General features: G+C 70.7%; 24 protein-coding genes, 1 tRNA gene and 1 pseudogene. 8 read left to right on the top strand and 18 right to left on the bottom strand.

Annotated features, from left to right (window positions below; genetic code table 11):
• Nucleotides 1-786: 786 nt before the first annotated feature.
• Nucleotides 787-3132: a transglycosylase domain-containing protein gene (locus WBG99_RS22505; protein ID WP_338900441.1), complete on the top strand. Its 2346-nt coding sequence runs from the start codon at nt 787-789 to the stop codon at nt 3130-3132.
• Nucleotides 3133-3228: 96 nt separating this feature from the next.
• On the opposite strand, the gene WBG99_RS22500 is transcribed toward WBG99_RS22505, so the two are convergent.
• Together WBG99_RS22500 and WBG99_RS22495 are read right to left on the bottom strand one after the other, a co-directional pair.
• On the bottom strand, nt 3229-3570 hold the full coding sequence (locus tag WBG99_RS22500; RefSeq protein ID WP_338898043.1) for a co-chaperone GroES: 342 nt from the start codon (nt 3568-3570) through the stop codon (nt 3229-3231).
• A 22-nt stretch (nt 3571-3592) separates the two neighbouring features.
• Nucleotides 3593-3922: a DUF3618 domain-containing protein gene (locus WBG99_RS22495; RefSeq protein ID WP_338898042.1), complete on the bottom strand. Its 330-nt coding sequence runs from the start codon at nt 3920-3922 to the stop codon at nt 3593-3595.
• Nucleotides 3923-4019: 97 nt separating this feature from the next.
• On the opposite strand from WBG99_RS22495, the gene bcp reads away from it, so the two are divergent.
• Nucleotides 4020-4487: a thioredoxin-dependent thiol peroxidase gene (gene bcp, locus WBG99_RS22490; protein ID WP_338898041.1), complete on the top strand. Its 468-nt coding sequence runs from the start codon at nt 4020-4022 to the stop codon at nt 4485-4487.
• 119 nt (nt 4488-4606) lie between these two features.
• Nucleotides 4607-4690, top strand: a tRNA-Leu gene (locus WBG99_RS22485).
• Nucleotides 4691-4778: 88 nt separating this feature from the next.
• Here the strand turns inward: WBG99_RS22485 and rdgB are convergent.
• The 4 genes from rdgB to WBG99_RS22465 form a co-directional block, all read right to left on the bottom strand.
• Complete coding sequence (gene rdgB / locus WBG99_RS22480) at nt 4779-5381, bottom strand: RdgB/HAM1 family non-canonical purine NTP pyrophosphatase (protein ID WP_338898040.1); 603 nt, start codon at nt 5379-5381, stop codon at nt 4779-4781.
• Nucleotides 5382-5422: 41 nt separating this feature from the next.
• Nucleotides 5423-5821, bottom strand: a complete 399-nt coding sequence (locus tag WBG99_RS22475) for a hypothetical protein (RefSeq protein ID WP_338898039.1) — start codon at nt 5819-5821, stop codon at nt 5423-5425.
• Between the two features lie 169 nt (nt 5822-5990).
• Nucleotides 5991-6728 (bottom strand): ribonuclease PH, encoded by a 738-nt coding sequence (gene rph / locus WBG99_RS22470; protein ID WP_338898038.1) that lies wholly within the window; start codon nt 6726-6728, stop codon nt 5991-5993.
• Between the two features lie 386 nt (nt 6729-7114).
• Entirely contained in the window at nt 7115-7348 is a 234-nt protein-coding gene (locus tag WBG99_RS22465; protein ID WP_338898037.1) for a PTS glucose/sucrose transporter subunit IIB, read from the bottom strand.
• A gap of 385 nt (nt 7349-7733) precedes the next feature.
• On the opposite strand from WBG99_RS22465, the gene WBG99_RS22460 reads away from it, so the two are divergent.
• Nucleotides 7734-9011 (top strand): PTS transporter subunit EIIC, encoded by a 1278-nt coding sequence (locus WBG99_RS22460; protein WP_338898036.1) that lies wholly within the window; start codon nt 7734-7736, stop codon nt 9009-9011.
• Between the two features lie 72 nt (nt 9012-9083).
• Here the strand turns inward: WBG99_RS22460 and WBG99_RS22455 are convergent, their stop codons facing one another.
• Entirely contained in the window at nt 9084-9836 is a 753-nt protein-coding gene (locus tag WBG99_RS22455; RefSeq protein ID WP_338898034.1) for an MBL fold metallo-hydrolase, read from the bottom strand.
• A gap of 340 nt (nt 9837-10176) precedes the next feature.
• Here WBG99_RS22455 and WBG99_RS22450 point away from each other — a divergent pair, with 340 nt between their 5' ends.
• Nucleotides 10177-10668 carry a type II toxin-antitoxin system PemK/MazF family toxin gene (locus WBG99_RS22450; RefSeq protein ID WP_338898033.1) on the top strand — a complete coding sequence of 164 codons (492 nt, stop codon included), beginning with the start codon at nt 10177-10179 and terminating at the stop codon, nt 10666-10668.
• Nucleotides 10669-10750: 82 nt separating this feature from the next.
• Here the strand turns inward: WBG99_RS22450 and WBG99_RS22445 are convergent, their stop codons facing one another.
• The 7 genes from WBG99_RS22445 to clpS all read right to left on the bottom strand — a co-directional run bounded on the left by WBG99_RS22445 (nt 10751) and on the right by clpS (nt 15756).
• Nucleotides 10751-11701 carry a cysteine synthase gene (locus WBG99_RS22445; protein WP_338898032.1) on the bottom strand — a complete coding sequence of 317 codons (951 nt, stop codon included), beginning with the start codon at nt 11699-11701 and terminating at the stop codon, nt 10751-10753.
• Between the two features lie 6 nt (nt 11702-11707).
• Nucleotides 11708-11986 (bottom strand): MoaD/ThiS family protein, encoded by a 279-nt coding sequence (locus WBG99_RS22440; protein WP_338898031.1) that lies wholly within the window; start codon nt 11984-11986, stop codon nt 11708-11710.
• Between the two features lie 116 nt (nt 11987-12102).
• The gene (locus WBG99_RS22435) at nt 12103-12198 is read right to left on the bottom strand and encodes a putative leader peptide (protein WP_338898029.1); all 96 of its coding nucleotides are present in this window, start codon (nt 12196-12198) and stop codon (nt 12103-12105) included.
• A 205-nt stretch (nt 12199-12403) separates the two neighbouring features.
• Nucleotides 12404-12826 carry a M67 family metallopeptidase gene (locus WBG99_RS22430; RefSeq protein WP_338898028.1) on the bottom strand — a complete coding sequence of 141 codons (423 nt, stop codon included), beginning with the start codon at nt 12824-12826 and terminating at the stop codon, nt 12404-12406.
• A 76-nt stretch (nt 12827-12902) separates the two neighbouring features.
• Nucleotides 12903-14432: an alanine/glycine:cation symporter family protein gene (locus WBG99_RS22425; RefSeq protein WP_338898027.1), complete on the bottom strand. Its 1530-nt coding sequence runs from the start codon at nt 14430-14432 to the stop codon at nt 12903-12905.
• A gap of 419 nt (nt 14433-14851) precedes the next feature.
• Nucleotides 14852-15454: a DUF2017 domain-containing protein gene (locus WBG99_RS22420; RefSeq protein WP_338898026.1), complete on the bottom strand. Its 603-nt coding sequence runs from the start codon at nt 15452-15454 to the stop codon at nt 14852-14854.
• Nucleotides 15455-15465: 11 nt separating this feature from the next.
• Complete coding sequence (clpS, locus tag WBG99_RS22415) at nt 15466-15756, bottom strand: ATP-dependent Clp protease adapter ClpS (RefSeq protein ID WP_338900440.1); 291 nt, start codon at nt 15754-15756, stop codon at nt 15466-15468.
• Nucleotides 15757-15892: 136 nt separating this feature from the next.
• On the opposite strand from clpS, the gene WBG99_RS22410 reads away from it, so the two are divergent.
• Together WBG99_RS22410 and WBG99_RS22405 are read left to right on the top strand one after the other, a co-directional pair.
• Nucleotides 15893-17221, top strand: a complete 1329-nt coding sequence (locus WBG99_RS22410) for a nicotinate phosphoribosyltransferase (RefSeq protein ID WP_338898024.1) — start codon at nt 15893-15895, stop codon at nt 17219-17221.
• Between the two features lie 216 nt (nt 17222-17437).
• Nucleotides 17438-18025 carry an isochorismatase family protein gene (locus WBG99_RS22405; RefSeq protein ID WP_338898023.1) on the top strand — a complete coding sequence of 196 codons (588 nt, stop codon included), beginning with the start codon at nt 17438-17440 and terminating at the stop codon, nt 18023-18025.
• 82 nt (nt 18026-18107) lie between these two features.
• Here the strand turns inward: WBG99_RS22405 and WBG99_RS22400 are convergent.
• Both WBG99_RS22400 and WBG99_RS22395 read right to left on the bottom strand, forming a co-directional pair.
• Nucleotides 18108-18356, bottom strand: a pseudogene (locus WBG99_RS22400) (hypothetical protein); the annotation flags it as partial.
• A gap of 366 nt (nt 18357-18722) precedes the next feature.
• The gene (locus WBG99_RS22395) at nt 18723-21128 is read right to left on the bottom strand and encodes an immune inhibitor A domain-containing protein (protein WP_338898022.1); all 2406 of its coding nucleotides are present in this window, start codon (nt 21126-21128) and stop codon (nt 18723-18725) included.
• A 464-nt stretch (nt 21129-21592) separates the two neighbouring features.
• On the opposite strand from WBG99_RS22395, the gene WBG99_RS22390 reads away from it, so the two are divergent.
• Nucleotides 21593-21898 carry a hypothetical protein gene (locus WBG99_RS22390; protein ID WP_338898021.1) on the top strand — a complete coding sequence of 102 codons (306 nt, stop codon included), beginning with the start codon at nt 21593-21595 and terminating at the stop codon, nt 21896-21898.
• A 130-nt stretch (nt 21899-22028) separates the two neighbouring features.
• Here the strand turns inward: WBG99_RS22390 and WBG99_RS22385 are convergent, their stop codons facing one another.
• Both WBG99_RS22385 and WBG99_RS22380 read right to left on the bottom strand, forming a co-directional pair.
• The gene (locus tag WBG99_RS22385; protein ID WP_338898020.1) at nt 22029-22691 is read right to left on the bottom strand and encodes an RDD family protein; all 663 of its coding nucleotides are present in this window, start codon (nt 22689-22691) and stop codon (nt 22029-22031) included.
• 124 nt (nt 22692-22815) lie between these two features.
• Nucleotides 22816-24522 carry an RDD family protein gene (locus WBG99_RS22380; RefSeq protein WP_338898019.1) on the bottom strand — a complete coding sequence of 569 codons (1707 nt, stop codon included), beginning with the start codon at nt 24520-24522 and terminating at the stop codon, nt 22816-22818.
• Between the last annotated feature and the right edge of the window lie 189 nt (nt 24523-24711).

Here is a 24711-nt window from a genome sequence, read left to right as displayed (position 1 = left end):
CCGGGGTCGCGCACTCCGGGCGCGACCCCGGAGTCCGGCGACAACACCTCCAAGGCCACGCCCGGCAGCGGGCCCGGCGCGTCGCCCGACAGGACGCCCGAGGGGAAGCCGGGCACGACGCCCGACGGGACGCCCACTGCGACTCCCCGCGGGACACCCGACGGAACGCCCGGCGGCAAGCCCGCTGCGACCCCCGGCGGGACGTCCGACGGAAAGCCGGCTCCGGCACCCGGCGGCAGGCCCGGCGCCCCCGGCGGCGGGCCCGGCCCGGCATCCACCCGGAAGCCCGAGCCGGCCCCGGCCCCAGCCCCGGACGGCGGACCCACCGGAGCCCGCGACGGCCGTTCCGCCGACACCCCCGACGGCCAGCCCGCCGACGCACGCGGCGCGCAGCCCACCGGCGGAACCCAAGACGACAGACCCACCGGAGCCCAGCGCCCCGGACCCACCGGAGCCCGCGCCGCCGGGCCCACCGGAGCCCGCGACGGCCGAGCCACCAGCACCCCCGACGGCCGGCCCTCCGACGCGCGCGGCGCCAAGCCCGCCGGAGGCGTTGACGGCAGGCCCACCGGCCCCCACAACACCGGATCCACCGACGCCCGCGACGGCAGACCCGCCGGAGCGACCGGTGCCGGGCCCGCACGGGCGTCCGCCGGGGCCCCCGAAGACGACACCCCCACCCGCACTCTGGGCATCACGCCGGGCGCGGCGCCCGCCCGGCCCGGTGAGGACACGCCCACCCAGGCCCTGGGCGTCGTCTCCGCCGGGAAGCCCGACCCCGCCGACGTGCCCGACATCACGCCCGCCGCGCCGGCCGGCAAGGCGAAGAAGCCCAAGCGGCCCAAGCGCACCGGCTGGAAGCGTCTGGTCCCCACCTGGCGCATGGTGCTCGGCGCCTTCGTGGTCGGGGTCATGCTGATCATGGGTGCCTTCGTGCTGGGCTACAGCCTGGTCCACATCCCCAAGCCGCAGGACGCCGCCACCAAGCAGAGCAACGTGTACCTGTACGCGGACGGCACCCAGATCGCCCGCGACGGCGAGGTCAACCGCGAGAACGTCCCCCTGTCGGGGGTCTCCAAGGCCGCCCAGCACGCCGTACTGGCCGCCGAGGACCGCGACTTCTACTCCGAGCCGGCCATCGACGCCAAGGCCATGGTCCGCGCCGCCTGGAACACCGCGACCGGCAAGGGCAAGCAGTCCGGCTCGACGATCACCCAGCAGTACGTGAAGAACTACTACCTGGCCCAGGACCAGACCGTCACCCGCAAGGTGAAGGAGTTCTTCATCGCCATCAAGCTGGACCGCGAGGTGACCAAGCACGAGATCCTGGAGGGCTACCTCAACACCAGCTTCTTCGGCCGCAACGCCTACGGCATCCAGGCCGCCGCCCAGGCCTACTACGGCGTCGACGCCGACGAACTCACCGCCGGGCAGGGCGCCTATCTCGCCGCACTGGTCAACGCGCCGAGCATGTACGACGTCGTCGCCCACCCCGAGAACAAGAACACGGCCGTCGCCCGCTGGAACTACGTCCTCGACGGCATGGTCAAGGAGGGCTGGCTCAAGCAGTCCGAACGGACCGGCATGAAGTTCCCGATGCCGAAGCAGGCCACCACGTCCAGCGCCTTCTCCGGGCAGCGCGGCTACCTCGTCGAGGCCATCAAGTCGTACCTCTACGACCACAGGATCATCGACGAGGAGGCGCTGGAGAACGGCGGTGGCTACCGCATCACCACCACCATCCAGCCCAAGATGCAGGACGCCTTCATCAAGGCCGTCGACGACCAACTGATGGACAGGCTCGACAAGAAGAACCGCAAGGTCGACAACTACGTCCGCGCCGGCGGCGCCTCCATCGACCCGAAGACCGGCAAGGTCATCGCGATGTACGGCGGCATCGACTACACCAAGCAGTACGTGAACAACGCGACCCGCCGCGACTACCAGGTCGGCTCGACCTTCAAGCCCTTCGTGTTCGCCTCCGCCGTGGAGAACGCCTCCAACAACCAGAGCGGCCAGGCGATCACCCCGAACACGGTCTACGACGGCACCAACGAGCGCCCGGTGGTGGGCTGGCCCGGCGAGACGTACGCCCCCGAGAACGAGGACTACGTCAACTACGGCGACATCACCGTCCGCCAGGCCACCGACAAGTCCGTCAACTCGGTGTACGCGCAGATGGCCGTGGACGTCGGCCCCGAGAAGGTCGAGAAGACCGCGATCGACCTCGGCCTGCCCGAGGGCACCCCGGACATGAACCCGTACCCGTCCGTCGCCCTGGGCACCGCCACCGCGAGCGTCCTCGACATGACCGAGGCGTACGCCACGCTCGCCAACCACGGCAGGCACGGCACGTACACGATGATCGAGAAGATCTCCAAGGACGGCGCGGCGGTCACGCTGCCGTCCACGGAGTCCACGCAGGCCGTCAGCCGCAAGGCCGCCGACACCACCACGTCCATCCTGCGCAGCGTCGTCGAGGGCGGCACCGCCACCGCCGCGCAGGCCGTCGGCCGCCCGGCCGCCGGCAAAACCGGCACCGCCGAGGAGGACAAGGCGGCCTGGTTCGCCGGCTACACCCCCGACCTCGCCACCGTCGTCTCCGTCATGGGCCAGGACCCCGAGACGGGCGCCCACCGTCCGCTGTACGGCGCCATGGGCCTGGCCCGCGTCAACGGCGGCGGGGCGCCCACGGAGATCTGGGCGCAGTTCACCAAGGCCGCCCTGAAGGGCAAGAAGGTCAAGGACTTCGACCTGGACCTCCAGGTGGGCGCCGACGTCGTCTACACCCCGCCCAGCACCCCCGCCGACGACCCCGGCGCCACCGGCGACGAGAGTGAGGGCGGCACCACCACGGGCGGCGAGGAGACCGGCCGGCCCGACGGCGGCACCCAGGGCGGCACGGGCGACGGAACCGCCACCACCGGCGGCGGCACGACGACGGGCGGCACCCCCACGGACGGCGGTACGACGTCGACGGGCGGCACGACCACCGACGGAGGCGCCGCCTCCACGGGCGGCACGACGACGGACGGCGGAACCACCGGCGACGGGGGCGTGACGACCGACGGAGGCACGACGGACGGCGGCACGACGACCGGAGGCGGGGCGACGGAGGGGACGTTCCCCTAGCGCCCTGATCGTCTGACGGCAAGGGGCTGGTGACATCGTCACCAGCCCCTTGCCGTCATCCCCGAAATCCCCGAAATCCCCGAGATCCCCGTGAGATCAGAGATACAGGCCCGTGGAGTCCTCCGACCCCTCGAAACGGTCCGCGGCCACCGCGTGCAGGTCGCGCTCGCGCATCAGGGCGTACGCAACCCCCCGGACCTCGACCTCGGCGCGGTCCTCCGGGTCGAACAGGACCCGGTCCCCGGGCTCGACGGCCCGGACGTTCTGGCCGACCGCGACGACCTCGGCCCAGGCGAGGCGCCGGCCGACGGCCGCCGTCGCGGGGATCAGGATGCCGCCGCCGGACCGCCGCTCGCCCTCGGCGGTGTCCTGCCGCACGAGCACACGGTCGTGCAGCATCCGGATGGGCAGCTTGTCGTGCTGGGTCTTCTCGCTCACGCCCCGAACCTACCTGTCCGCGTCAGGCCCTACGACGCCGAGTCCCGAGCGCGAGCAGCCCCACGACCCCGACGACCACGAGGGCGACGGGCACGATGCGCTCGATCCGGGGCGCCCCGTCCTCGGTGACGAACTGCCCCCGGACGTCGCCCACCACGCGGTTGACCGAGACGTACGCCTTGCCGAGGGTGTGGTCGAGGTTGGATACGACCTTGGCCTTGGCGTCGCCCACGATGGTCTTGGGATGCACGCGGACGCCGATCTCGTCCAGCGTCTCGGCGAGGTTGTCGCGGCGGCGCTTGATGTCCGCCTCGATCTCGGCCGGGGTCCTGATGTCCGAGGTCTCCGCCACCGCGCTGCCTCCGTTGTCGGTGAAATCTCTTGGTCGCGGACAGTCTGTCAGCTCCACCCGCCGCCGCGCTGTCAGGGCCCGCCATTACGCTGGTCCGATGAGCGAGCGACTCCAGCCCGGCGACGTGGCCCCCGCCTTCACCCTCCCGGACGCCGACGGCAACGAGGTGTCCCTGTCCGACCACAAGGGCCGCAAGGTCATCGTCTACTTCTACCCGGCCGCCCTGACCCCCGGCTGCACCAAGCAGGCCTGCGACTTCACCGACAACCTGGAGCTCCTCGCGGGCGCCGGGTACGACGTCGTCGGCATCTCCCCCGACAAGCCCGAGAAGCTCGCCAAGTTCCGCGACGAGGAATCCCTCAAGGTCACCCTTCTCGGCGACCCCGACAAGACGGTCCTCGACGCGTACGGCGCCTTCGGCGAGAAGAAGAACTACGGCAGGACCTACCTCGGCGTCATCCGCTCCACGATTGTCGTCGACGAGGAGGGCAAGGTCGAACGGGCCCTCTACAACGTCCGCGCGACGGGCCACGTAGCCAAGATCATCAAAGACCTGGGCATCTGAGGTTCGTCCGGCTGTGAAACATGACGGCGCGCGTCGGACGACGCACCTCCTGCCATGCGATCACCAGCACCTGGTGCAGAGGGAGTCGGCGCCGTCTGACCGGTACCATGGCCGTGCACGCGGCCGTGTTGTAACTGGCAGCCAAGCGGCGCTTAGAACGCCGTGGGAGAAATCCCGTGTGGGTTCGAGTCCCACCGGCCGCACCCACGCAGAGGGGGCCGTCCACCTGGGCGGCCCCCTCTCATGCCTCAGAGCCTTTCGCCTGACAACCGGAGGTCACCCGACAGGCTCTCAGCCCGAAAGCTCCCGCAGCACCGGCACCAGTCCCCGGAACGCCTTCCCCCGGTGGCTGATCGCGTTCTTCTCCTCAGCGGTCAGCTCGGCGCAGGTTCGGGTGTCGCCGTCCGGCTGGAGGACGGGGTCGTAGCCGAAGCCGTTCGTGCCGACCGGCGCATGCCGGAGGACGCCCCTCAGTCGGCCCTCGACGACCCGTTCCGTGCCGTCCGGCAACGCGAGGGCCGCGGCGCAGGTGAAGTGGGCGCCCCGGTGTTCGTCGGCGATGTCGTCGAGCTGGGCCAGCAGCAGCTCCAGGTTGGCCTTGTCGTCGCCGTGGCGGCCTGCCCAGCGGGCCGAGAAGATGCCGGGGGCGCCGTTCAGGACGTCGACGCAGAGGCCGGAGTCGTCGGCGATGGCGGGGTGGCCCGTGGCGCGGGCCAGGGCGTGGGCCTTCAGCAGGGCGTTCTCGGCGAAGGTGACGCCGGTTTCCCTGACGTCGGGGACGTCGGGGTAGGCGTCCGCGCCGACGAGGTCGTGGGAGAGGCCTGCGTCGGCGAGGATGGCCTTGAGTTCGGTGAGCTTGCCGGCGTTGCGGGTGGCGAGGATCAGGCGGGTCATGCCCACCAGTATCGCGATCCCCGCCCACCCGCTGACCCGCGTTACGACGTGCAGACGTTCGTCAGTTCGCCCGCCGCGTCCGTGATGCCGCTGATGTCGGGGGTCGCGTCGCCGTTCTCGACTGCCGTACGCGTGTCGGTGACGGCCTTCTGGAGGTCGTCGACGGCCTTGTTGACGTCGGTGTTGTCGGTCTTGTCGCCGATCTCGCCGAGGTTCTTGTCGATGGAGTCGAGGGACTCCTCCAGCTGCGTCGGGTCGTTCGACGCGCTCTCGACGGCCTGCTGGAGTTCGCCCACGCTCTGGGCGATGGCGTCGGCGGTCTGGACGCAGTCCAGGGCCTTGCTCACGGCGTCGCAGCCGGTGGTGAGCCCGGCCGTGAGAGCGACGGCGGCTATGGTTCCGGCGATGGCGGTCGTACGACGTCGGCGGCTTGCGGCCATGGAAAGGCCCTCCTCCTGGTTGCAGGCCTGACGGCCCCCTGTGGTGGTGCGTGAACGGCTGGTGCCGGTGTGGCCGGGCGCACGGTGGTGTGCCGTGCGCCCGTACGTGGAAGGACGCGGGCGGGGCGGCCGTGGTTGCCGTCGGCCGCCGCCGTTCTTGGTGCGTCCTTTACCTTTCGAGGACCGTGTCAAGTGCCTTGCCCTGCAGGAGGGCCAGTTCCGTGCAGCCGGAAACGGCCAGGTCCAGCATGGAGTTGAGTTCCTCGCGGGCGAACGGCTCGGCCTCGGCGGTGCCCTGGACCTCGACGAAGCGGCCGTCGCCGGTGCAGACGACGTTCATGTCCGTGTCGGCCTTCACGTCCTCCTGGTAGCAGAGGTCGAGGAGGGGGACGCCGCCGACGATGCCCACCGAGACCGCGGCCACCGTTCCCGTCAGGGGCTGTCGGCCGGCCTTGACCAGCTTCTTGCCCTGGGCCCAGGACACGGCGTCGGCCAGCGCCACGTACGCGCCGGTGATGGCCGCCGTACGCGTGCCGCCGTCGGCCTGCAGCACGTCGCAGTCGAGGACGATGGTGTTCTCGCCGAGGGCCTTGTAGTCGATGACGGCGCGCAGGGAGCGGCCGATGAGGCGGGAGATCTCGTGGGTGCGACCGCCGATCCTGCCGCGTACGGACTCGCGGTCGCCGCGGGTGTTGGTGGCGCGGGGCAGCATGGAGTACTCGGCGGTGACCCAGCCTTCGCCGCTGCCCTTGCGCCAGCGGGGGACGCCTTCGGTGACCGAGGCGGTGCAGAAGACCTTCGTGTCGCCGAAGGAGACGAGGACGGAGCCCTCGGCGTGCTTGCTCCACCCGCGTTCGATGGTGACCGGGCGGAGCTGATCGGGCGTGCGGCCGTCGATTCGAGACATGGCGCTGAGCCTATCCGCACCTGTGGAAGGGGCTCCTCCCCCGGTGGGAAGGAGCCCCTTCCAGGAGCGCGGGCGTGGCTCACCTGTTTCCCTACGAGGAGGCCCGGCGTTCACGCCGGAGCGGGATCGCATCCGGGTGTCGTGACGCGGAGCGTCGCCGCATCCGGGTCTGGGCGCGGGGCGCCTGTACCGCTGTCGGCACAGCCGAGGTGATGCGAACGCGTGTGCCTGTGATCGCTGGTCGGGGTGAGGACTGCGGGATCGGGCGCGTTTGTGCGGCTGTCGTACGTATGGTCCTTCAAGGGTTGAGGACAGGGCAGTGTCCCGGCCGCGGCCGTGAGGGGGCTTGATTGAACCGAAATCCCCTCCCTTCGGGAGGAGGGGGTTCACATCATGTCTTCGATCTCCGCGGCGACGGGGTCGGCGTCGGTGCCGATGACGACCTGGATCGCGGTGCCCATCTTGACGACGCCGTGGGCGCCGGCGGCCTTGAGGGCGGCCTCGTCCACGAGGGAGGGGTCGCTGACCTCGGTGCGCAGGCGGGTGATGCAGCCCTCGACCTCTTCGATGTTGTCGAGGCCGCCGAGCCCGGCGACGATCTTCTCAGCCTTACCGGCCATGACCACTCTCCCCTTTCTCCTTGTTTCCCTGGCTCAAGCCGCCTTGTCGCGGTAACCCACAGTCGGTCCCGCTGCGCGAGCGGCCCTACCCTCTGAGTTCGCAGAGCTGCCCACGACTGGTCTACACCACGCCGCCACCGGTCGCCAACCCCGGGAAGCCGGCTGAACGGTGGAGAGTGGCGGGGCGGGGCGACATCGCGAAGGCGACATCACGAAGGCGTAAAACGGGAATCGCGGGTTCCTCGGCAGACTCCCAGCGTGCTACAACAGGTCTACACCAGTGACTGGTGTAGACCTCTCTGTGCTGCCCTCCCCCACACTCCTGTCCCCCGGGCGGCGCCCTGCCCTTCCCCGGCCTCCGGCCGGGGGGACCCAGGAGGAAATCGTGACCACGGCCAGCGCCGCTCCCGCGGGCGCCGACAAGAAGGGCTCCGGCTGGGGCTCCCGCACCATGGCGGTGCTGCAGCGCATCGGCCGCAGCCTGATGCTGCCGGTCGCCGTCCTGCCGGCCGCCGCCCTGCTCGTCCGCCTCGGCAACACGGACATGCTCGGACGCGAGTCGTTCCCGGAGTTCATCACCAGGTTCGCGGGCTTCATGGCCGCGGGCGGCGGTGCCATCCTCGACAACATGCCGCTGCTGTTCGCGGTCGGCATCGCGATCGGCTTCGCCAAGAAGTCGGACGGCTCGACCGCGCTCGCGGCGGTCGTCGGCTACCTCGTCTTCCAGAAGGTGCTCGCCACCTTCACCGACCCCAGCCTCCCCAAGGAGGCCACGGCCGTCGACGGCAAGGTCGTCATGGTGGAGAAGGCGGTCAACGCCGGTGTTCTCGGCGGCGTGGTGATGGGCCTCGTGGTGGCCCTGCTCTACCAGCGCTTCCACCGCACCAAACTGCCCGACTGGGCCGGCTTCTTCGGCGGTCGCCGCCTGGTGCCCATCCTCGCCGCCTTCGCCGGCCTGTTCATCGGCATCGTCTTCGGCTACGTCTGGCCGGTCCTCGGCACGGGCCTGCACAACTTCGGTGAGTGGCTGGTCGGTTCGGGCGCCGTCGGCGCGGGCATCTTCGGTGTCGCCAACCGCGCGCTGATCCCGGTCGGCATGCACCACCTGCTCAACTCCTTCCCGTGGCTCCAGGCCGGTTCGTACGAGGGCAAGAACGGTGACATCGCGCGCTTCCTCGCCGGTGACCCGACCGCCGGGCAGTTCATGACCGGCTTCTTCCCGATCATGATGTTCGGCCTGCCGGCCGTCTGTCTCGCGATCTACCACACGGCCCGCCCCGAGCGCCGCAAGGTCGTCGGCGGCATGATGTTCTCCCTCGCGCTGACCTCGTTCGTGACCGGTGTCACCGAGCCGATCGAGTTCACGTTCATGTTCATCGCCCCGGTCCTGTACGCCGTCCACGCCGTGCTCACCGGTGTCTCCCTTGCCCTGACCTGGGCGCTCGGCATGAAGGACGGCTTCGGCTTCTCGGCCGGCGCGATCGACTTCGCCCTCAACCTGGGCATCGCGACCAAGCCGTGGGCCCTGCTCCTGGTGGGTGTGTGCTTCGGCGCCCTGTACTACGTGATCTTCCGGTTCGCGATCGTCCGGTTCAATCTGCCGACCCCCGGGCGGGAGTCGGACGAGGAACTGGCGGAGCTGCGGAAGGCGGAGGCCAAGTAGCGGACCGCGCTTCGTCCACGGCCGAGGAGGCCCCCGGAGACGGCTCCGGGGGCCTCCTTTCCGTACGGGGGCTCAGATCTCGTACGACACCCCGGACGCCGCCAGCTCCACCGGGCCGTCGTACACCGCGCGGGCGTCGTCCAGGTTGACCTGCGGGTCGGTCCACGGCGGGATGTGCGTGAGGACGAGACGTCGGGCGCCCGCCCGTGCGGCCGTCTCACCGGCCTCGCGGCCGTTGAGATGGAGGTCCGGGATGTTCTCCTTGCCGTGGGTGAAGGCGGCCTCGCACAGGAACAGGTCGCTGTCGCGGGCGAGTTCGTCCAGGGAGCCTGTGACACCGGTGTCCCCGGAGTACGTGAGGGTCCGGCCGCCGTGCTCGATACGGATGCCGTACGCCTCCACGGGGTGGGCGACCCGTTCCGTGTGGACGGTGAAGGGGCCGATCTCGAACGTGCTCGGCTTGACCGTGTGGAAGTCGAAGACCTCGCTCATGGAGGAGGCGGACGGGGTGTCGGCGTAGGCGGTGGTCAGGCGCTGCTCGGTGCCCTCCGGTCCGTAGACGGGGACGGGGGCGCAGCGACCGCCGTCGTGGCGGTAGTAGCGTGCGACGAAGTACGCGCACATGTCGATGCAGTGGTCGGCGTGCAGATGGCTGAGGAAGATCGCGTCGAGGTCGTAGAGACCGCAGTGGCGCTGCAGCTCGCCGAGGGCACCGTTGCCCATGTCGAGAAGCAGCCGGAAGCCGTCGGCCTCTACGAGGTAGCTCGAACAGGCCGATTCCGCGGACGGGAACGACCCCGAGCAGCCGACGACGGTGAGCTTCATAGGAGCTGGAACCTCCGCGCTGGCGTGAAGTCGTGACAGACGTGTCAGTCGTGGCGTGCAGACGGGTCGCCGACTGCGGAGTGCGGATTGCAGTCAGCGGGGTTGCGCAGGACGGGCATGGGTGCGACAAGCGTGGTGCGGTCCGTTGAGCGTAAGGCGCGAAAGGGCGCGTCGCTCCTCCGCCAGGGGCCGTTGTGGGCGAACTCACCTGTGGTGTCACCGGTTCGGCTGGTGGTGGGGCCGTTGGGGCGCACGTGAGCCGGAGTGAGTTGGTACCGAAGAGCGCGAGAGTGCGCGAGGGGGCGCGTGTCGCGGGGTGTGCGCCGGTACCGTCGTCGCTATGGACACGTCCTGGTGGTTGGCGATCGCGGCGGTGGTGTTGCTGGCCCTGGTCGCGACCGTGGTCGACGGGTGGGGGCGCTCACCTCGACCACCGAAGCGACCCAAACGACCGAGACAGGCGGGGCCACCGGGGCGGACCGCCGGGCCTACGCGACCGCCGGGGCGCTCCGATCGTGTGCCACGGCCCCGGCCCGCCGAGATCTGGTGGGCCGGCGTCCCCTTCGAGGACGGTCCCGGCGGCAAGGACCGCCCCTGCCTCGTCCTGACCGTCAGCGGGGATCACGCCCGCGTGGCCAAGATCACCAGCAGGTACCGCGGCGAACGCCCTGGTGTGATCGCCCTCCCACCGGGCACCGTCGGCGACGCCCACGGCCGCCCCAGCTTCCTGGAGACGGACGAACTGCGCGACGTCCCGTTGCGGGACTTCCGCCGCAAGGCCGGCGAGGTCGACCGGGCCCTGTGGGGCCGGCTCCGCCACCTGTCGGACTGAGGGGGGCGTGGTGTGCCGGGGCGCGGGGGAGGTGGGGGGCTGGTCGCGCGTACCCCGCGCCCCCGACCCTCCCCCGCGTCCCCTACGCCCAGAGCTGCCCCTGCAGCGTCTCGATGGCCTCCTCCGTCGTGGCCGCCGTGTAGACGCCCGTGGAGAGGTACTTCCAGCCCCCGTCGGCGACGACGAAGACGATGTCGGCGGACTCGCCGGCCTTGAGCGCCTTCCTGCCGACGCCGATCGCCGCGTGGAGCGCGGCGCCCGTGGAGACGCCCGCGAAGATGCCTTCCTGCCGCAACAGCTCGCGGGTCCGGGTCACCGCGTCGGCGGAGCCGACGGAGAAGCGGGTGGTGAGGACGGAGGCGTCGTAGAGCTCGGGGACGAAGCCCTCGTCGAGGTTGCGGAGGCCGTAGACGAGGTCGTCGTAGCGCGGCTCGGCGGCCACGATCTTGACGTCGGGCTTGTGCTCACGCAGGTAGCGGCCGACGCCCATGAGCGTGCCGGTGGTGCCGAGCCCTGCGACGAAGTGGGTGATGGAGGGGAGGTCCGCGAGGATCTCGGGGCCCGTCGTCGCGTAGTGGGCGCCCGCGTTGTCGGGGTTGCCGTACTGGTAGAGCATCACCCAGTCGGGGTGCTCGGCGGAGAGTTCCTTGGCGACGCGTACGGCCGTGTTGGAGCCGCCCGCCGCCGGGGAGGGGATGATCTCGGCGCCCCACATGTTGAGCAGGTCGCGCCGCTCCTGGGAGGTGTTCTCGGGCATGACGCAGACCATGCGGTAGCCCTTGAGCTTGGCCGCCATGGCGAGGGAGATGCCGGTGTTCCCGGAGGTGGGCTCCAGGATCGTGCAGCCGGGCGTCAGGCGGCCGTCCTTCTCCGCCTGTTCGATCATGTGCAGGGCGGGCCGGTCCTTGACCGAACCCGTCGGGTTACGGTCCTCCAGCTTCGCCCAGATGCGGACGTCGGCGGACGGCGAGAGCCGCGGCAGGCGCACCAGAGGGGTGTTGCCGACCGCGGCCAACGGGGAGTCGTAGCGCATGGGTGATCAGGCCATGCCGCCGGCCACCGCCGGCAGGATGGTCACGTTGTCGCCGTCGGACAGCTTGGTGTTGATGCCGTCGAGGAAGCGCACGTCCTCGTCGTTCAGGTACACGTTGACGAAGCGGCGCAGTTCACCGCCGTCCACGATGCGGGCGTGGATCCCCGTGTGCCGGGTCTCCAGGTCGGTGAACAGGTCGGCGAGGGTGGCACCGGCTCCCTCCACCGCCTTCTGACCGTCGGTGTACTGGCGGAGGATGGTGGGGATGCGGACCTCGATGGCCATGGTGTGCGGCTCCTGTCGGGGAGTGGTCAGGTCGGTGGGCGCGCGGCGGCGCGAGGTGCGTGGTGACACGGATGATGGCGCCGCGGCTCACGGCCGTACGGCGGCAGGCGTCGGCGTCAACAGATGGCGCTGGCAAGCCTGCACAGGTCGACGTGCAGCCGCGCCACGAGCAGTACGCCCGGCGTCTTCTCGCTCACGTCGTCAAGAACCATGCGCTCATCGTATCGATTCCCGGTCCGGGTCCCGGAATGTGATCCCATATTCCGGACGCGTTCGGCCCGGGGAATGAGACCGCCCAGCTCAGCGGCCAGCCGTGTCGGCGGCCGGTGATCCTCGCGAGGCGTTCCCGGCCCGACGCGACCGTCCGTCATGGGCAGTGGCGCGCGCGGACGGGCCGGCCGCCGCGCCGCGTTCCCGTCAGTACGCCTCCACGGTCTTCACCTCCTCCTCGCTCACCTCGCCCTCGACGATCCGGAAGGAGCGGAACTGGAAGTCGCCGAGTCCGTCGGTGTCGGCGGTGGAGACGAGGACGTAGTGGGCGCCCGGTTCGTTGGCGTAGGAGATGTCGGTGCGGGAGGGGTAGGCCTCGGTGGCCGTGTGGGAGTGGTAGATGACCACCGGCTCCTCGTCGCGGTCGTCCATCTCGCGGTAGAGCCTGAGCAGGTCGCCCGAGTCGAACTCGTAGAACGTGGGCGACATGGCCGCGTTCAGCATCGGGACGAAGCGCTCCGGGCGGTCCGAACCCGCCGGGCCCGCGACGACGCCGCACGCCTCGTCGGGGTGGTCCTTGCGCGCGTGGGCGACGATCTGGTCGACGAGGGCCTGGGTGATGGTCAGCATGGTCGTCAGGATAAGCAGTGGACCGCCCCGTACCGCAGGGCGGTACGGGGCGGTCCACACCGGTGGGCCGTGCGGCTCAGACGGCCTTGACGGTGTCGCTCTCGGGCGCGTCGCCCGGCAGACCGGCCTTGCGGGCCTTGACGTACGCCAGGAACGAGTTGAGCTCGCGCTTGACGACGGGGGCGAGCAGGTAGAGGCCGATGATGTTGAACACCGACAGCAGGAACAGCGCCGAGTCGCCCAGGTAGATCAGCGAGTCGAGGGAGAGCAGCGAGCCCGCCATCACGAAGAAGCTCCACAGGGCCTTGAAGGTGGTCTCGCTGGCCTTGCTCTTGCCGAAGAGGTACGTCCAGGCCTTGAGGCCGTAGTAGCCCCAGGTCAGGATCGTGGAGAAGGCGAACAGCAGCACCGCGACGGTCAGCAGGTTCGGGAACCAGGGCAGCACGGTCCCGAAGGCGTCGGAGGTGATGGTGACACCGCCGATGCTCTCGCCCTCGCGGGCCTCGGCCCAGCTGGCCGGGTTGGCGATGACGATGGTCAGCGCGGTCATGGTGCAGATGACGACCGTGTCGATGAACGGCTCCAGCAGGGCGACCAGACCCTCGCTCGCGGGGTGCTTGGTCTTGACCGCGGAGTGGGCGATCGGGGCGGAGCCCAGACCGGCCTCGTTGGAGAACGCCGCGCGCTGGAAGCCGACGATCAGGGCACCGATCACACCGCCGGCGACGCCCTCGGCCTCGAACGCGCCCCTGAAGATGGTGCCGATCGCGTCGGGCACGGCGGTGACGTTGGCCAGGATGACGATCAGGCAGGCCACGATGTACATGCCGGCCATGGCCGGGACGAGCCGGCTGGTGACCTTGGCGATGGAGCGGATGCCGCCGAGCAGCACCAGGCCGACCAGCGCGGCGACGACCAGGCCGAAGAGGATGGCACCGGCGGAGGAGGCCAGGAAGCCGTCCTCGCCGCCGAAGGTCGAGGCGACCTGCGCGTAGCTCTGGTTGGTCTGGAACAGGTTGCCGCCCATCAGACCGAAGAAGAGGATCATGATCGAGGCGGCGACGGCGAGCACCTTGCCGAAGGTGCGGCCGGCGTTGCCGAAGCGCTCACCGAGGCCCTTGGGCAGGTAGTGCATCGGGCCACCGGAGACGGTGCCGTCCTCGTGCTCCTCGCGGTACTTCACACCGAGGGTGACCTCGACGAACTTCGTCGCCATGCCGAGGAGACCGCACAGGATCATCCAGAAGGTGGCGCCGGGGCCGCCGATGGAGACGGCGACGGCGACACCGGCGATGTTGCCGAGTCCGACGGTGCCGGAGACGGCTGCGGTCAGTGCCTGGAAGTGGTTGACCTCACCGGGCGAGTCGTCCTCGTCGTACTTCCCGCGTACGACGTCGAGGGCGAGCTTGAACTTGCGCATCTGGAGCAGACCGAACCAGGCGCTGAAGACCAGACCCGCGACGACGAGCCAGGCGACGATGATCGGGAGATCGGTGCCGCCGACGGAGACGGAGTAGAAGACGACGTCGCCGACAGAGTTCGCGACGGGTTCGAAGAAGCCGCTGACGGCGTCGTCGATGGATGTGGTGATGGATTCGAGAGACATCGAGTTACCTCGGTGGCGCGGGGACGTGCTGGCGGGGCGCAGCAGTGCGGGTAGCGGTCGTGGAGCGACGCCGTTGTCCGTTCGGCGCGTGGAGCGGGACAGCCCGCGGACCCGGGCTGGGTTACCCCTGGTCGGATGGGTCGGACGCACCGACGACGGCCGGTTCGTCCGTGACGCGGCAGGGGTGGCGCCGCACCGGAATTCCGGAAGTCTTACCACGGCTTTCACAAACGCATTGGTGACGGAGATCACAAAAAACACCCCGGGGGACAAAACCCCAGGGGTGGTGATGCGATCGTTATCCGGATTTGAGCGTCCCCTCAGCGAACGGAGACCAAAAACGACGCGTCGGACTCAGGGCGCCGAAGTTGCCTGCTCAGGACACCGAGGTTGCCTGCTCAGGACACCGAGTCGCCTGCTCAGGGCATCAGCGTCGCGACGAGCGAGTCCTGCAGGCCGCCCAGCCACAGGTAGGCCATGACCATCGGCTTGCGCGGATCCTCGTCCGGGAGGCGGTAGAGGAGGTCGGTGTCCTCCTCGTCGACGACGTCGAGGCGGGAGCCGATGGCGAGGCGCAGGTCGTTGAGGCAGCCGAGCCACTGCCGGGAGTCGTCCGCGGACAGCTTCAGCACGGCCCCGCCCTCACCGGCCGCCGCCGGCGCGTCCAGGGAGTGGATCACCGCGAGGGCGCTGTCCCGCTTGCCGGCCCGCAGGTCGTTCTCGGTGAAGCGGCGGAACTCCGAGGAGTACGCCCGCCGCTCCTCCGCCTCCCGGGCGGTCGGGGCGCCCTCGGGGTCGCTGTAGGCGTCCGGGAACAGCCGCAGCAGGACGGGGTCCTTGGGCGGTTCGCTCGGGCCCTCGGCGAAGAGTTCGGCGAGCGGGTCGTCGTGGGCGTCCTCGGCGGGGCCCGGACCGATCAGCTCCAGGAGCTGCACCGCCAGCGAGCGGATGATGGAGATCTCGACCTCGTCGAGCGCGACGGCCGCGCCGCCGCCGGGGAGCGCTTCGAATTGTCCTGGCATCAGGTGCGTCGCTACTTCCGGTCCTGCTGGAGGGTGGCCCACAGACCGTAGCCGTGCATGGCCTGTACGTCGCGCTCCATCTCCTCGCGTGTTCCGCTGGAGACGACCGCGCGGCCCTTGTGGTGGACGTCCAGCATGAGTTTGGTGGCCTTGTCCTTCGAGTACCCGAAATACGTCCGGAAGACATACGTCACGTAGCTCATGAGGTTCACCGGGTCGTTGTGGACGATCGTCACCCACGGGACGTCGGGCTCGGGTACGGCGAAGACCTCCTCCGTCGGCTCGGTCTTCTCGATCTCCATGGGTACGGCTGCCGTCACACGCCCATGCTGCCACCACAGGGGGGTGCACGCACAAACGCGGCCCTGCGACCGGGGCCCGCGAAACCGATCGATCAGAAATCGTCAGACTGACGAGATGGGGGTAGGATCCCTTGCCATGAACACAGCGGACCTTGGTTTGCCGGTCGACGTCCCCTCGACCGCGCTCTTCACTGACCAGTACGAACTCACGATGCTGCAGGCCGCGCTGAGGGCAGGCACGGCCGAGCGGCGTTCGGTGTTCGAGGTCTTCACGCGACGGCTGCCGGAGGGACGCCGGTACGGCGTGGTGGCCGGCACCGGGCGCGTGCTGGACGCGGTGGAGAACTTCCGTTTCGACCCGGGCGTCCTCGGCTTCCTGCACGAGCGCTCCGTCGTCGACGCGCAGACCCTCGACTGGCTCGCCGGCTACCGCTTCCGCGGAGACGTGTGGGGCTACCAGGAGGGCGAGGTGTACTTCCCGGGCTCGCCGATCATGCGGGTCGAGGGCACCTTCGCGGAGTGCGTCCTGCTGGAGACCGTGATCCTGTCCATCCTCAACCACGACTCGGCGATCGCTGCCGCCGCCTCCCGGATGTCGAGCGCCGCCGCCGGGCGCCCGCTGATCGAGATGGGCGCCCGGCGCACCCACGAGCTGGCCGCCGTGGCCGCCTCGCGCGCCGCGTACGTCGGCGGCTTCACCTCCACCTCGGACCTGGCCGCCGGTTTCCGCTACGGCATCCCGACGGTCGGCACCAGCGCCCACGCCTTCACCCTGCTCCACGACCGCGAGCGGGACGCCTTCCAGGCCCAGGTGGACTCGCTGGGCCGGAACACCACCCTGCTCGTCGACACGTACGACGTCGCCGAGGCCGTACGGACCGCCGTGGAGATCGCCGGGCCCGAGCTCGGCGCGGTCCGCATCGACTCCGGTGACCTGCTCCTCGTCGCCCACCAGGTGCGGCAGCAGCTGGACGAGCTGGGCGCGACCGACACCCGGATCATCGTGACCTCGGACCTCGACGAGTACGCCATCGCCTCCCTGGCGGCGGCCCCCGTGGACGCGTACGGCGTCGGAACGCGGCTGGTGACCGGCTCCGGCCACCCCACCTGCTCGATGGTCTACAAACTCGTCGCCCGCGCGCGGTCCGCGGACCCCACGGCCCCGCTCCTGCCCGTGGCGAAGAGGTCCACCGGCGGCAAGACGTCCGTCGGGGGCCGCAAGTGGGCGGCGCGGCGCCTGGACGGGCACGGCGTCGCCGAGGCCGAGGTCCTCGGCACCGGGACGGTCCCCGGGGAACTCCAGGACCGGCAGCTCCTGGTCCACCTGATCGAGGACGGCCACGTCCTCACCCGCGAGCCGCTGGACGCCGTACGCGAACGGCACACGGCCGCGCGGGCGAACCTGCCGCTGTCGGCGACGCAGCTGTCCCGCGGGGAGGCGGTCATCCCGACGGAGTACGTCTGAGTCCGGGGTGAACGTGCCCGGTGTGCTCCGGTACGGGCCGCGCAGCGCCCGCGCGTCCGGCCCGCGCTCCGGCCCGCGCACCGGACGAGCGCCCAACGCCCCCTCCCGAACAGCTCTCGAAGTGTCTAGGCTCGGAAGTTCGTAGTTTCGAAGTCCAGCAGCTCGGCCGACCCCACCCGTCCCACCCACCCCGAAGAGTCGAAGGACACCGACACCATGCGCCGCGCCTTGATCGTCGTTGACGTGCAGAACGACTTCTGCGAGGGGGGCAGCCTCGCGGTGGCCGGCGGCGCCGATGTGGCCGCCGCCATCACCGAGCTGATCGGCCAGGCGGCCGGTCCCGGCTACCAGCATGTGGTGGCCACCCGCGACCACCACATCGCCCCCGGAGGGCACTTCTCGGACAACCCGGACTACGCCGACTCCTGGCCCGCCCACTGTGTCGCCGGCACGGAGGGGGTCGGCTTCCACCCCAACTTCGCCCCCGTGATCGCCTCCGGCGCGGTCGACGCCGTCTTCGACAAGGGGGCGTACGCCGCGGCCTACAGCGGTTTCGAGGGTACCGACGAGAACGGCGTCGCCCTCGCCGACTGGCTCCGCGCCCGCGACGTCACCGAGGTCGACATCGTCGGCGTCGCCACGGACCACTGCGTACGCGCCACCGCCCTGGACGCCGCGAGAGAGGGCTTCCGCACCCACGTCCTCCTCGACCTGACGGCCGGCGTGGCCGAGGAGACCACCGAACGGGCCCTGGACCAGCTGCGCGAGGCGGGCGTGGAACTGTCGGGCAAGCCGGTGGTGTAGCCCGCGAGACCCTCACGCCCGGCGCGGCGGCACCCGGCGGGCGCCGGTGGCGAAGCCGCGCCACGCTCGGCTCCGGGCCGGCTCACACCCGCACCGTGGGGCGCCTCAGCAGGGCCCTGATCGGGTGCCAGAGCTCCGGGGTCGTGGAAGCCGGGCAGGTCGGCGACGTGCGCCATATGAGGCCGTCCGGGTGGTGGAGGACCGCGGTGATCTCGTCCGGGGTCGGGGGCGCCGCGTTGCCGCGCAGGTAGATCGCGCGCATGCCCAGGTTGCGCAGCCGGGTCAGGGCACGGGCACGGTTGGCGGCCAGCACCAGGACCCGTACGGCACCGCCACCCGGCACAGTCCCGGCCGGAACGCCGGACATCACGGCGGCCGGCGCGCCGGACACCGCCCCGTACCCGGCCGGAACGCCGGACACCGCTCCGGACGCGACCCCGAGCACCGCCCCGGAGACGCCCCCGGACCAGGCCCCCGGCAGCGGCAGGCTCGCACCCCCCGCCGTGGTGCCGGGCAGGTTGAGTGCGACGACGACATTGCCGTCCGGCAGTTTGCAGAAACCTCCTGCGGCCATGCAGGTCACACCCCCGTACGCGTCAGTGTCAATAAGAAGGCCACACCCCGCACCTAAACACGTCCGGCCGCGACCCGCCAAGAGGGTCGCGGCCGGACATGGTCTGACCTGCGGAAATGCTGGCTACTTCACCGCGGGGCCGACCTGGACCGAGATCGTGGAGCCGTCCCTGGCCTCCTTGACGATCTTGATCTTGGTGTTGGTGTCAGTGATCTTGACACCGGCGAGCGGAGCCTCCGCGTCGTAGTACGTGCTGGTGTGGTCGTTGAACGTGGACACACCCTTCGACGAGGGGATCCGGGTCAGCACGTCCGCGTTGTGCAGCCGGAGGCCGTCCGTGCGGTACCGGCTGAACGGCGAGTCGTAGGACTGGATCCGGGCGCGCATCACCGTGCCGTCGGCCCACTTCAGCGCCTTCGGGTGCGAGTCGACCGGCAGGAGCAGACCGGCGCCCGGGTGGACGCTGGTGTTGTTGTCCGCCTGCGAGGTGTCCCACTTCCAGATCAACAGACCGTTCTGGTACGGGAAGTGCTCCACCCAGGACGGACGCGTGGCCGAGAAGCCGAAGTTGTACGGGCCGACCTTCAGGGTCTTGTCGTACGACACGTACTGGCGGTTCTCAGCGATGTAGTACTGCGCGTAGTCGTCCGTGATCGACGCGCCGATACGGGAGAAGCCCTTCGACGTCCAGGCCGCGTCCGTGCTCTCGGCGTCGTCGGTGAACAGGGCCGTGCCGTCGGCGGTGACGGTGATCCGGTCCGCCGTGAAGCCCGTCGGGGCCACGCCGCCGTCCGTCTGGTAGCGGAAGCGCAGGTCGATCTTCTGGCCCGCGTAGGCGTCCAGGGCGTACGACAGCTTCTTGAACTCGGCGGAGGAACCGGTCAGCGCCGGCTTGCCGCTGGCGTCGCGCGGGATCGCCGCGCCGTCCGCCGTGCCGTCGACCGCCGTCCAGTTGGCGCCGCCGTCGGTCGACACCTCGGTGTAGAGGTAGTCGTACTCGGCCTCGATGTCGTACCAGCCGTCGAGGGTGAGCGCCGCCGAGGACCTGCCCGTGAGGTCCACGGAACGGGTCAGCGTGTGGGAGAGGTTGTCCCCGCTGCCGCTCCACCACTGGCCGGCGCCCTGGGCCGGCTCGACGATCTCGGTGGTGACCGTCTTCTTCGGCAGCTCGACCACGAGGGCCTGCTTGTCCTTGGTGTTGTACTCCGCGACACCAAGCTTGTGCCTCGACTTCGTCGCGGCCTTCGCCGTGTCGTAGTCGAGCCAGCCGAGCTGGAGCTTGTCCCAGGCGGTCATGTCGCCGGGCAGGTCGCCGATGGCCTCCTTGCCGGTGCCGAGCCAGGAACCGGAGGACATCAGGGTCCAGAAACCGGTGGAGTTGTCGCCGCCGCCGGTGGTGTCGTAGTGGTCCGGCAGACCGAGGTCGTGGCCGTACTCGTGGGCGAAGACACCGAGGCCGCCGTTCTCCGGCTGGATGGTGTAGTCGCCGACCCACACGCCGGTGTCGCCGATCCTGGCGCCGCCGAGCCTGTTGCCGTCGGGGCCCGTCGCGCCCGCGTCGGAGCCGAACGCGTACCAGCGGTGGGCCCAGATGGCGTCCTCTCCCTGGGCGCCGCCGCCCGCGGACTCGTCCTCACCGGCGTGCACGATCTGGAAGTGGTCGATGTAGCCGTCGCGCTCGTTGAAGTCGCCGTCGCCGTCGAAGTCGTACCGGTCCCACTGGTCGAACTCGGCCACGTCCGCCTTGATCTCGGCGTCGGTGCGCCCAGCCGCCTTCTGCTGGGCGACCCATGCCGTGACCCCGTCGCTGACCACGTGCCACACGTTGGAGCAGGTGGACTGGCCGCAGTGGTTGGAGCCGTAGCGGGCCTCGTTGTAGGGGACCTTGACCCAGTCCGAGACCTCGCCCTCGATCGAGTAGCGGCCCGAGGACTGCTTCTCGTAGTACTTCTTCATCGACTCGGCCTTCTTGCCGGTGCCGAAGTACAGGTCCTGGAAGTGCTTCCGGTCGTAGTCCGCCTGCCAGGCCGTGGAGTTGTCCTGGGTGCGGTCCGGCTCGGCTATCCGGTTGTGCAGCGGGCCGGGCGTGCCGCCGTAGCGGCTGTCGATCTCGTCGCCGAACTCGACGAGGATCGTGAAGATCTTGTCGGTCTTCTCGCGGCCGAGCTCGACGTACTTGCTCTTGCCCTTCTTGCTCTTCAGCCGCACGACCTTCGAGCCGTCACGGTCCCTGACCGTGGCGTCGCCGGATATGACCTGCTGAAGGGCTTCCTCGCGCTGGGCCTCCTGGGTCTTGCTCAGGGGGCCTTCGAGGTCGTGGTCATGAGCGTGCTCGTCGTGCTCGTCGTGCTCGTCGTGCTCGTCGTGCTCGTCGTGCCCGGCGTGGTCCGCCGGGTCGTGCCGGTTCGCGGCAGCCGTCGACTTGCCGTCGTCGGCCTGCGCCACAGCGAAGGTCGAGAACGTCGCCGCGGCCGTCGCGAGTGCGACGCCGATCGCCGCCGCTCTGAACGTCCAGGGTCTACTGGTCACTTGAGTTCCTCCCCGCGCCCGTACGCGCGGAAGGGGATGGCCCCGGTCGTGGAGGAGTCCGCGCGCGGTATACGCGTGTAGTCAAGTGACGTCATTCGACCGGAGTTTCGAGAGAAAAAACAGATCTTGACTTGTGCAGGTCAAGTGCACTATCAGTGTCCACAGGAAGCGCTTGTTCGTTATCCGGCCGTTACGAGCGCCCCTCGCCCGTCACCGAACCGGCGCGCATATGCGTCCACTTGGCCGGACCCCATGAATCCGTGCGCCCCCCGTGCACCCGGCACCGTGTGTCAGGTCACGCTTACCCGTCGTTCCGCTCGGGCACCCTGGCGAATAGGGTCGATTGGCTGAGCGCCGGAAGTCGGCGGAAGCCAAGTCGACGACGCTTCACCTTTGATTCGTATCCGCAACCTCCCCTTCATCGTGAGAGGCACGGGGAGACCCCACCCGAGGACACGATTGCCATGCCTCGTCCGACGACCGCACAGCTCGCCTACGGCTCCTGCACCGTGATCTTGTCCACCCTCGCCATGCTGCTGCTGTCACAGACGAGTTCCGGCGCGGGCATCACGGTGATCGCCCTCTCCGCCCTGGCCCTCGGCCTGCTCGTCGCACTGACCGTGCCGCTGCCCAGGCCCGCGCCCGGCGCCGCCGTGCGCCGCCGGGAGGCGTCCGTCGCGGCCCCGGTCCCGGCCCCGACGCGGACCGCCCCGGTCACCACGGCGGCCGAGCCCGTCCGGAAGCCGGTGCACGAGACGACGGGCTCCTGAAGGGCACTCGGTGACAGCTTGCTGCAACGCTACGGCGGGCCCGTGGATCACGGACCCGCCGTCGTCGTGTCACCGCACGCTCACCCGGCGCCTCGGTCCCCCGGCACCTGTACTCCCCCGGCGCCTCGGCTCAACCGGTGCTGACCACCACCGTCTTGGCCGCCTTGTCGTGCAGGCCCTGCTTGTAGGGCTTGTCGAAGAAGCTCCAGCCGCCCGCGATGGCGGTCCAGACGCAGGCGCAGCAGAAGGCGAAGGGGATCCACAGCACGGCCGCGCGCGTCAGCGCCGTCTGCATGGTCGGGGTGGAGCCGTCGTTGAGGTTCGCCACCCGCAGCTTCATCAGCCGCTTGCCGAGGGTCTGGCCGTCCCTGACCGTGAAGAAGGTGTCGTACCCGATGTAGAGGATCGCGGCGATCGTCTCCTGGGCCAGGGACTTGCCGAACTCGAAGTCGTCCGAGCCCGCCGCGTACTGGCTGATCCCGAACGCCCACGCCAGCAGTCCCACCACGATGGCCACGAGGATCATGTCGATGATCCTCGCGAGCACCCGCTTCCCGCTGTCGGCGAGCGGCGGCATGCCGGAGAGCGGGTCATTGGGGTACTGCCCGCCGCCGTAGGGGTCACCACCGTAGGCGCCGCCGCCGGAGGAGTCCCAGCCGGAGGAGCCACCGTCGTGGGGACCACCGCCGGAGGGCGGTGGCCCGCTCCCGTACGACGGCGGGGGCGACTGCTTCCTGAACGGGTCGTCGTCCGGGGACTGACCGGAGCCGTGGGGCGGCGGTTCGGTGCTCATGGCCCGAGTCGACCCCGAACCCCTCTGCTCCGCATCCGGCGCGGGGCCGTCCGGGGTACGCGGTACGAGATCCGTGCACCGTCCGTCCGGCCCGTACCGTCGCCCGCCCGCGACACCCGCGGCGCTACCTGTCCGCCACGAACGTGTGCGCCGCCTTGTCGTGCCAGCCTTGACGCCACGGCTTGTCGATCACGCACCACAGGAGGCCGATCACACCGATGCCCGACAGCCCGGAGACGGTGTGGACGAGCCAGCGGCGCAGGGAGCGCCCGAAGGACGGGGGCTCGTGGCCCTCGATGTCCCGGACGTCGATGCCGAGCAGCTTCTTGCCGAGGGTGCGTCCCCACTTGGCGGTGGGCAGCACCTCGTAGAGGGCGCTGACCAGGAACAGGACGCCCAGGACGATGCCCAGGTAGACGGAGGTCGTGCCGTCGATCAGCCAGACGGTGACCTTCTCGCCGGAGAGCCTGGCCGCGTCGATCTTGTCGTGGAGGTGGTCGACGGCCTTCGTGCCGAACGGCACGGCCGCCACGGCCGTGACGGCGCCGACGAGGAGGCTGTCGACGAGCCGGGCGGCCAGCCTTCTGCCGAGCCCCGCCGGCCGGGCCTCCGCCTGCCGCCGCGCCACCGCCTGGAACGGGTCCTCCACCACCGGCTTCCACGGCGCGACCGGCTGCTCTCCCTCGCCCCCGGCCAGCCGGTGCACCTGCTGGGCCCAGGAAGGCTGCCCGCCGCCGGATCCGACGGTCATGGGGGGCTCGGCCGACTGCCGGGCGGCGGCCTGCGGGGGCACGCCCGGCGCGGGCTGCGGGACCTGTGGGGCGGGCGTGGGCTGTGGGGCAGGCCCGGCCTGCGGGGCGAGCGCGGGCTGCGGGGCGGGCGCGGGCTGCGGCGTCTGTTGCGGGAAGGCTCCGCCGAACGGAGGCTGCTGGGGTTGGCGCTGGGCCGCGGGCGTGGCCGGGCCGACCGCGGCAGCCGGGGCGACCGCCGCCGCGGGAGCCGCGGGAGCCGCGGGAGCCGCGGGAGCCGGGACGGCCGGGGCCGCGCCGCCCGACTGCGGGCCCTGTTGGGGGCCGGACGGCGCCGTCGAGGGCGAGGAGGACTGCGGGCCGATCCCCAGGGCCTGCTGGGCGGCGGCCTGGGCGCTGGTGAGCGGCGCGCCGAAGGCACCGGCGGGCACGGCCGCGCCCCGGCCTCCGCCCTGCTGTCCGGCGCGCGAGGAGGCCGGACGGAACGTCATGGTGCCGTCCGACGACGGCGGTTCCGCGCCCTCGGCCGCCTGGGGCCGCCCGGACGTGTCGGGGCGGCGGAACACCACCGTGCCCTGCGGCGCCCCGTCTCCGGCCGCCGCCGGAGGGATCGCCGCCGTACCGTCCGTGGTCGCCGTACGCCCGGAGCCGCCGTCGTCGTCGGCCTCGTCGGCCGTGAGGGAGACGCGGGGGTCGCGCGGATCGGTGCCGGGGGTCGAGCCCCAGGAGACCCGGCGGTCCATGTCGTCGCCGAAGCCGGCCTGGCGGGAGCGGTCGGCGCCCCACGCGGAGGCGGGCTCGGGGCGGGAGCCGTGCAGGGCGCTGTCGGCGGCCGAGCGGGCCGGTTCACCGGCGGGCGCGGGGTCCTCGTCGAAGAAGTGCGGGCCCGTCTGCTCCACGGCGCCGGCCGCGCCGGAACCGGGCGGTGCGGCGAGCGGTTCGCCGTCGGAGGGCGCCGGACGGCTCGTACCCGGCACCCAGGAGGCGCCGTTCCAGTACCGGACATATCCAGGAATGGACGGGTCCGGGTAATACCCTTCGCGGGGCCTGTCGTCGCCGGGGGCCGGGGTTGGGGCGCTCATGTCCGTCGTCCCGTATCTGCTCGGGGGTTGATAGAGGGCGTCCACATCTACCAGACGCCGAGACGTCCCATGGCCGCTGCCGCCGGACCCACCCCATTCGAGCACGGATCTGCTACGGGCGAAGAGCGCCGCCGGGGCCGGGACGACGAGGCGGAAGCCCGCCGGTGAACCCGTCGGCGAATCCGCCGG

The organism is Streptomyces sp. TG1A-60 (genome assembly GCF_037201975.1).
Taxonomy (GTDB): Bacteria; Actinomycetota; Actinomycetes; order Streptomycetales; family Streptomycetaceae; genus Streptomyces.
This window is presented reverse-complemented; position numbering and strand designations above follow the sequence as displayed.

Excerpts from the sequence above, each read along its gene's own strand:
- WBG99_RS22440 (WP_338898031.1), bottom strand. The coding sequence starts at position 11,986 with ATGGCCATCGAGGTCCGCATCCCCACCATCCTCCGCCAGTACACCGAC.
- WBG99_RS22445 (WP_338898032.1), bottom strand. The coding sequence starts at position 11,701 with ATGCGCTACGACTCCCCGTTGGCCGCGGTCGGCAACACCCCTCTGGTG.
- bcp (WP_338898041.1), top strand. The coding sequence starts at position 4,020 with ATGAGCGAGCGACTCCAGCCCGGCGACGTGGCCCCCGCCTTCACCCTC.
- WBG99_RS22385 (WP_338898020.1), bottom strand. The coding sequence starts at position 22,691 with ATGAGCACCGAACCGCCGCCCCACGGCTCCGGTCAGTCCCCGGACGAC.
- rph (WP_338898038.1), bottom strand. The coding sequence starts at position 6,728 with ATGTCTCGAATCGACGGCCGCACGCCCGATCAGCTCCGCCCGGTCACC.
- WBG99_RS22435 (WP_338898029.1), bottom strand. The coding sequence starts at position 12,198 with ATGGTTCTTGACGACGTGAGCGAGAAGACGCCGGGCGTACTGCTCGTG.
- WBG99_RS22420 (WP_338898026.1), bottom strand. The coding sequence starts at position 15,454 with ATGCCAGGACAATTCGAAGCGCTCCCCGGCGGCGGCGCGGCCGTCGCG.
- WBG99_RS22430 (WP_338898028.1), bottom strand. The coding sequence starts at position 12,826 with ATGCTGACCATCACCCAGGCCCTCGTCGACCAGATCGTCGCCCACGCG.
- WBG99_RS22455 (WP_338898034.1), bottom strand. The coding sequence starts at position 9,836 with ATGAAGCTCACCGTCGTCGGCTGCTCGGGGTCGTTCCCGTCCGCGGAA.
- WBG99_RS22390 (WP_338898021.1), top strand. The coding sequence starts at position 21,593 with ATGCCTCGTCCGACGACCGCACAGCTCGCCTACGGCTCCTGCACCGTG.
- clpS (WP_338900440.1), bottom strand. The coding sequence starts at position 15,756 with ATGGAGATCGAGAAGACCGAGCCGACGGAGGAGGTCTTCGCCGTACCC.
- WBG99_RS22410 (WP_338898024.1), top strand. The coding sequence starts at position 15,893 with ATGAACACAGCGGACCTTGGTTTGCCGGTCGACGTCCCCTCGACCGCG.
- WBG99_RS22450 (WP_338898033.1), top strand. The coding sequence starts at position 10,177 with ATGGACACGTCCTGGTGGTTGGCGATCGCGGCGGTGGTGTTGCTGGCC.
- WBG99_RS22380 (WP_338898019.1), bottom strand. The coding sequence starts at position 24,522 with ATGAGCGCCCCAACCCCGGCCCCCGGCGACGACAGGCCCCGCGAAGGG.
- WBG99_RS22405 (WP_338898023.1), top strand. The coding sequence starts at position 17,438 with ATGCGCCGCGCCTTGATCGTCGTTGACGTGCAGAACGACTTCTGCGAG.
- WBG99_RS22475 (WP_338898039.1), bottom strand. The coding sequence starts at position 5,821 with ATGGCCGCAAGCCGCCGACGTCGTACGACCGCCATCGCCGGAACCATA.
- rdgB (WP_338898040.1), bottom strand. The coding sequence starts at position 5,381 with ATGACCCGCCTGATCCTCGCCACCCGCAACGCCGGCAAGCTCACCGAA.
- WBG99_RS22425 (WP_338898027.1), bottom strand. The coding sequence starts at position 14,432 with ATGTCTCTCGAATCCATCACCACATCCATCGACGACGCCGTCAGCGGC.
- WBG99_RS22465 (WP_338898037.1), bottom strand. The coding sequence starts at position 7,348 with ATGGCCGGTAAGGCTGAGAAGATCGTCGCCGGGCTCGGCGGCCTCGAC.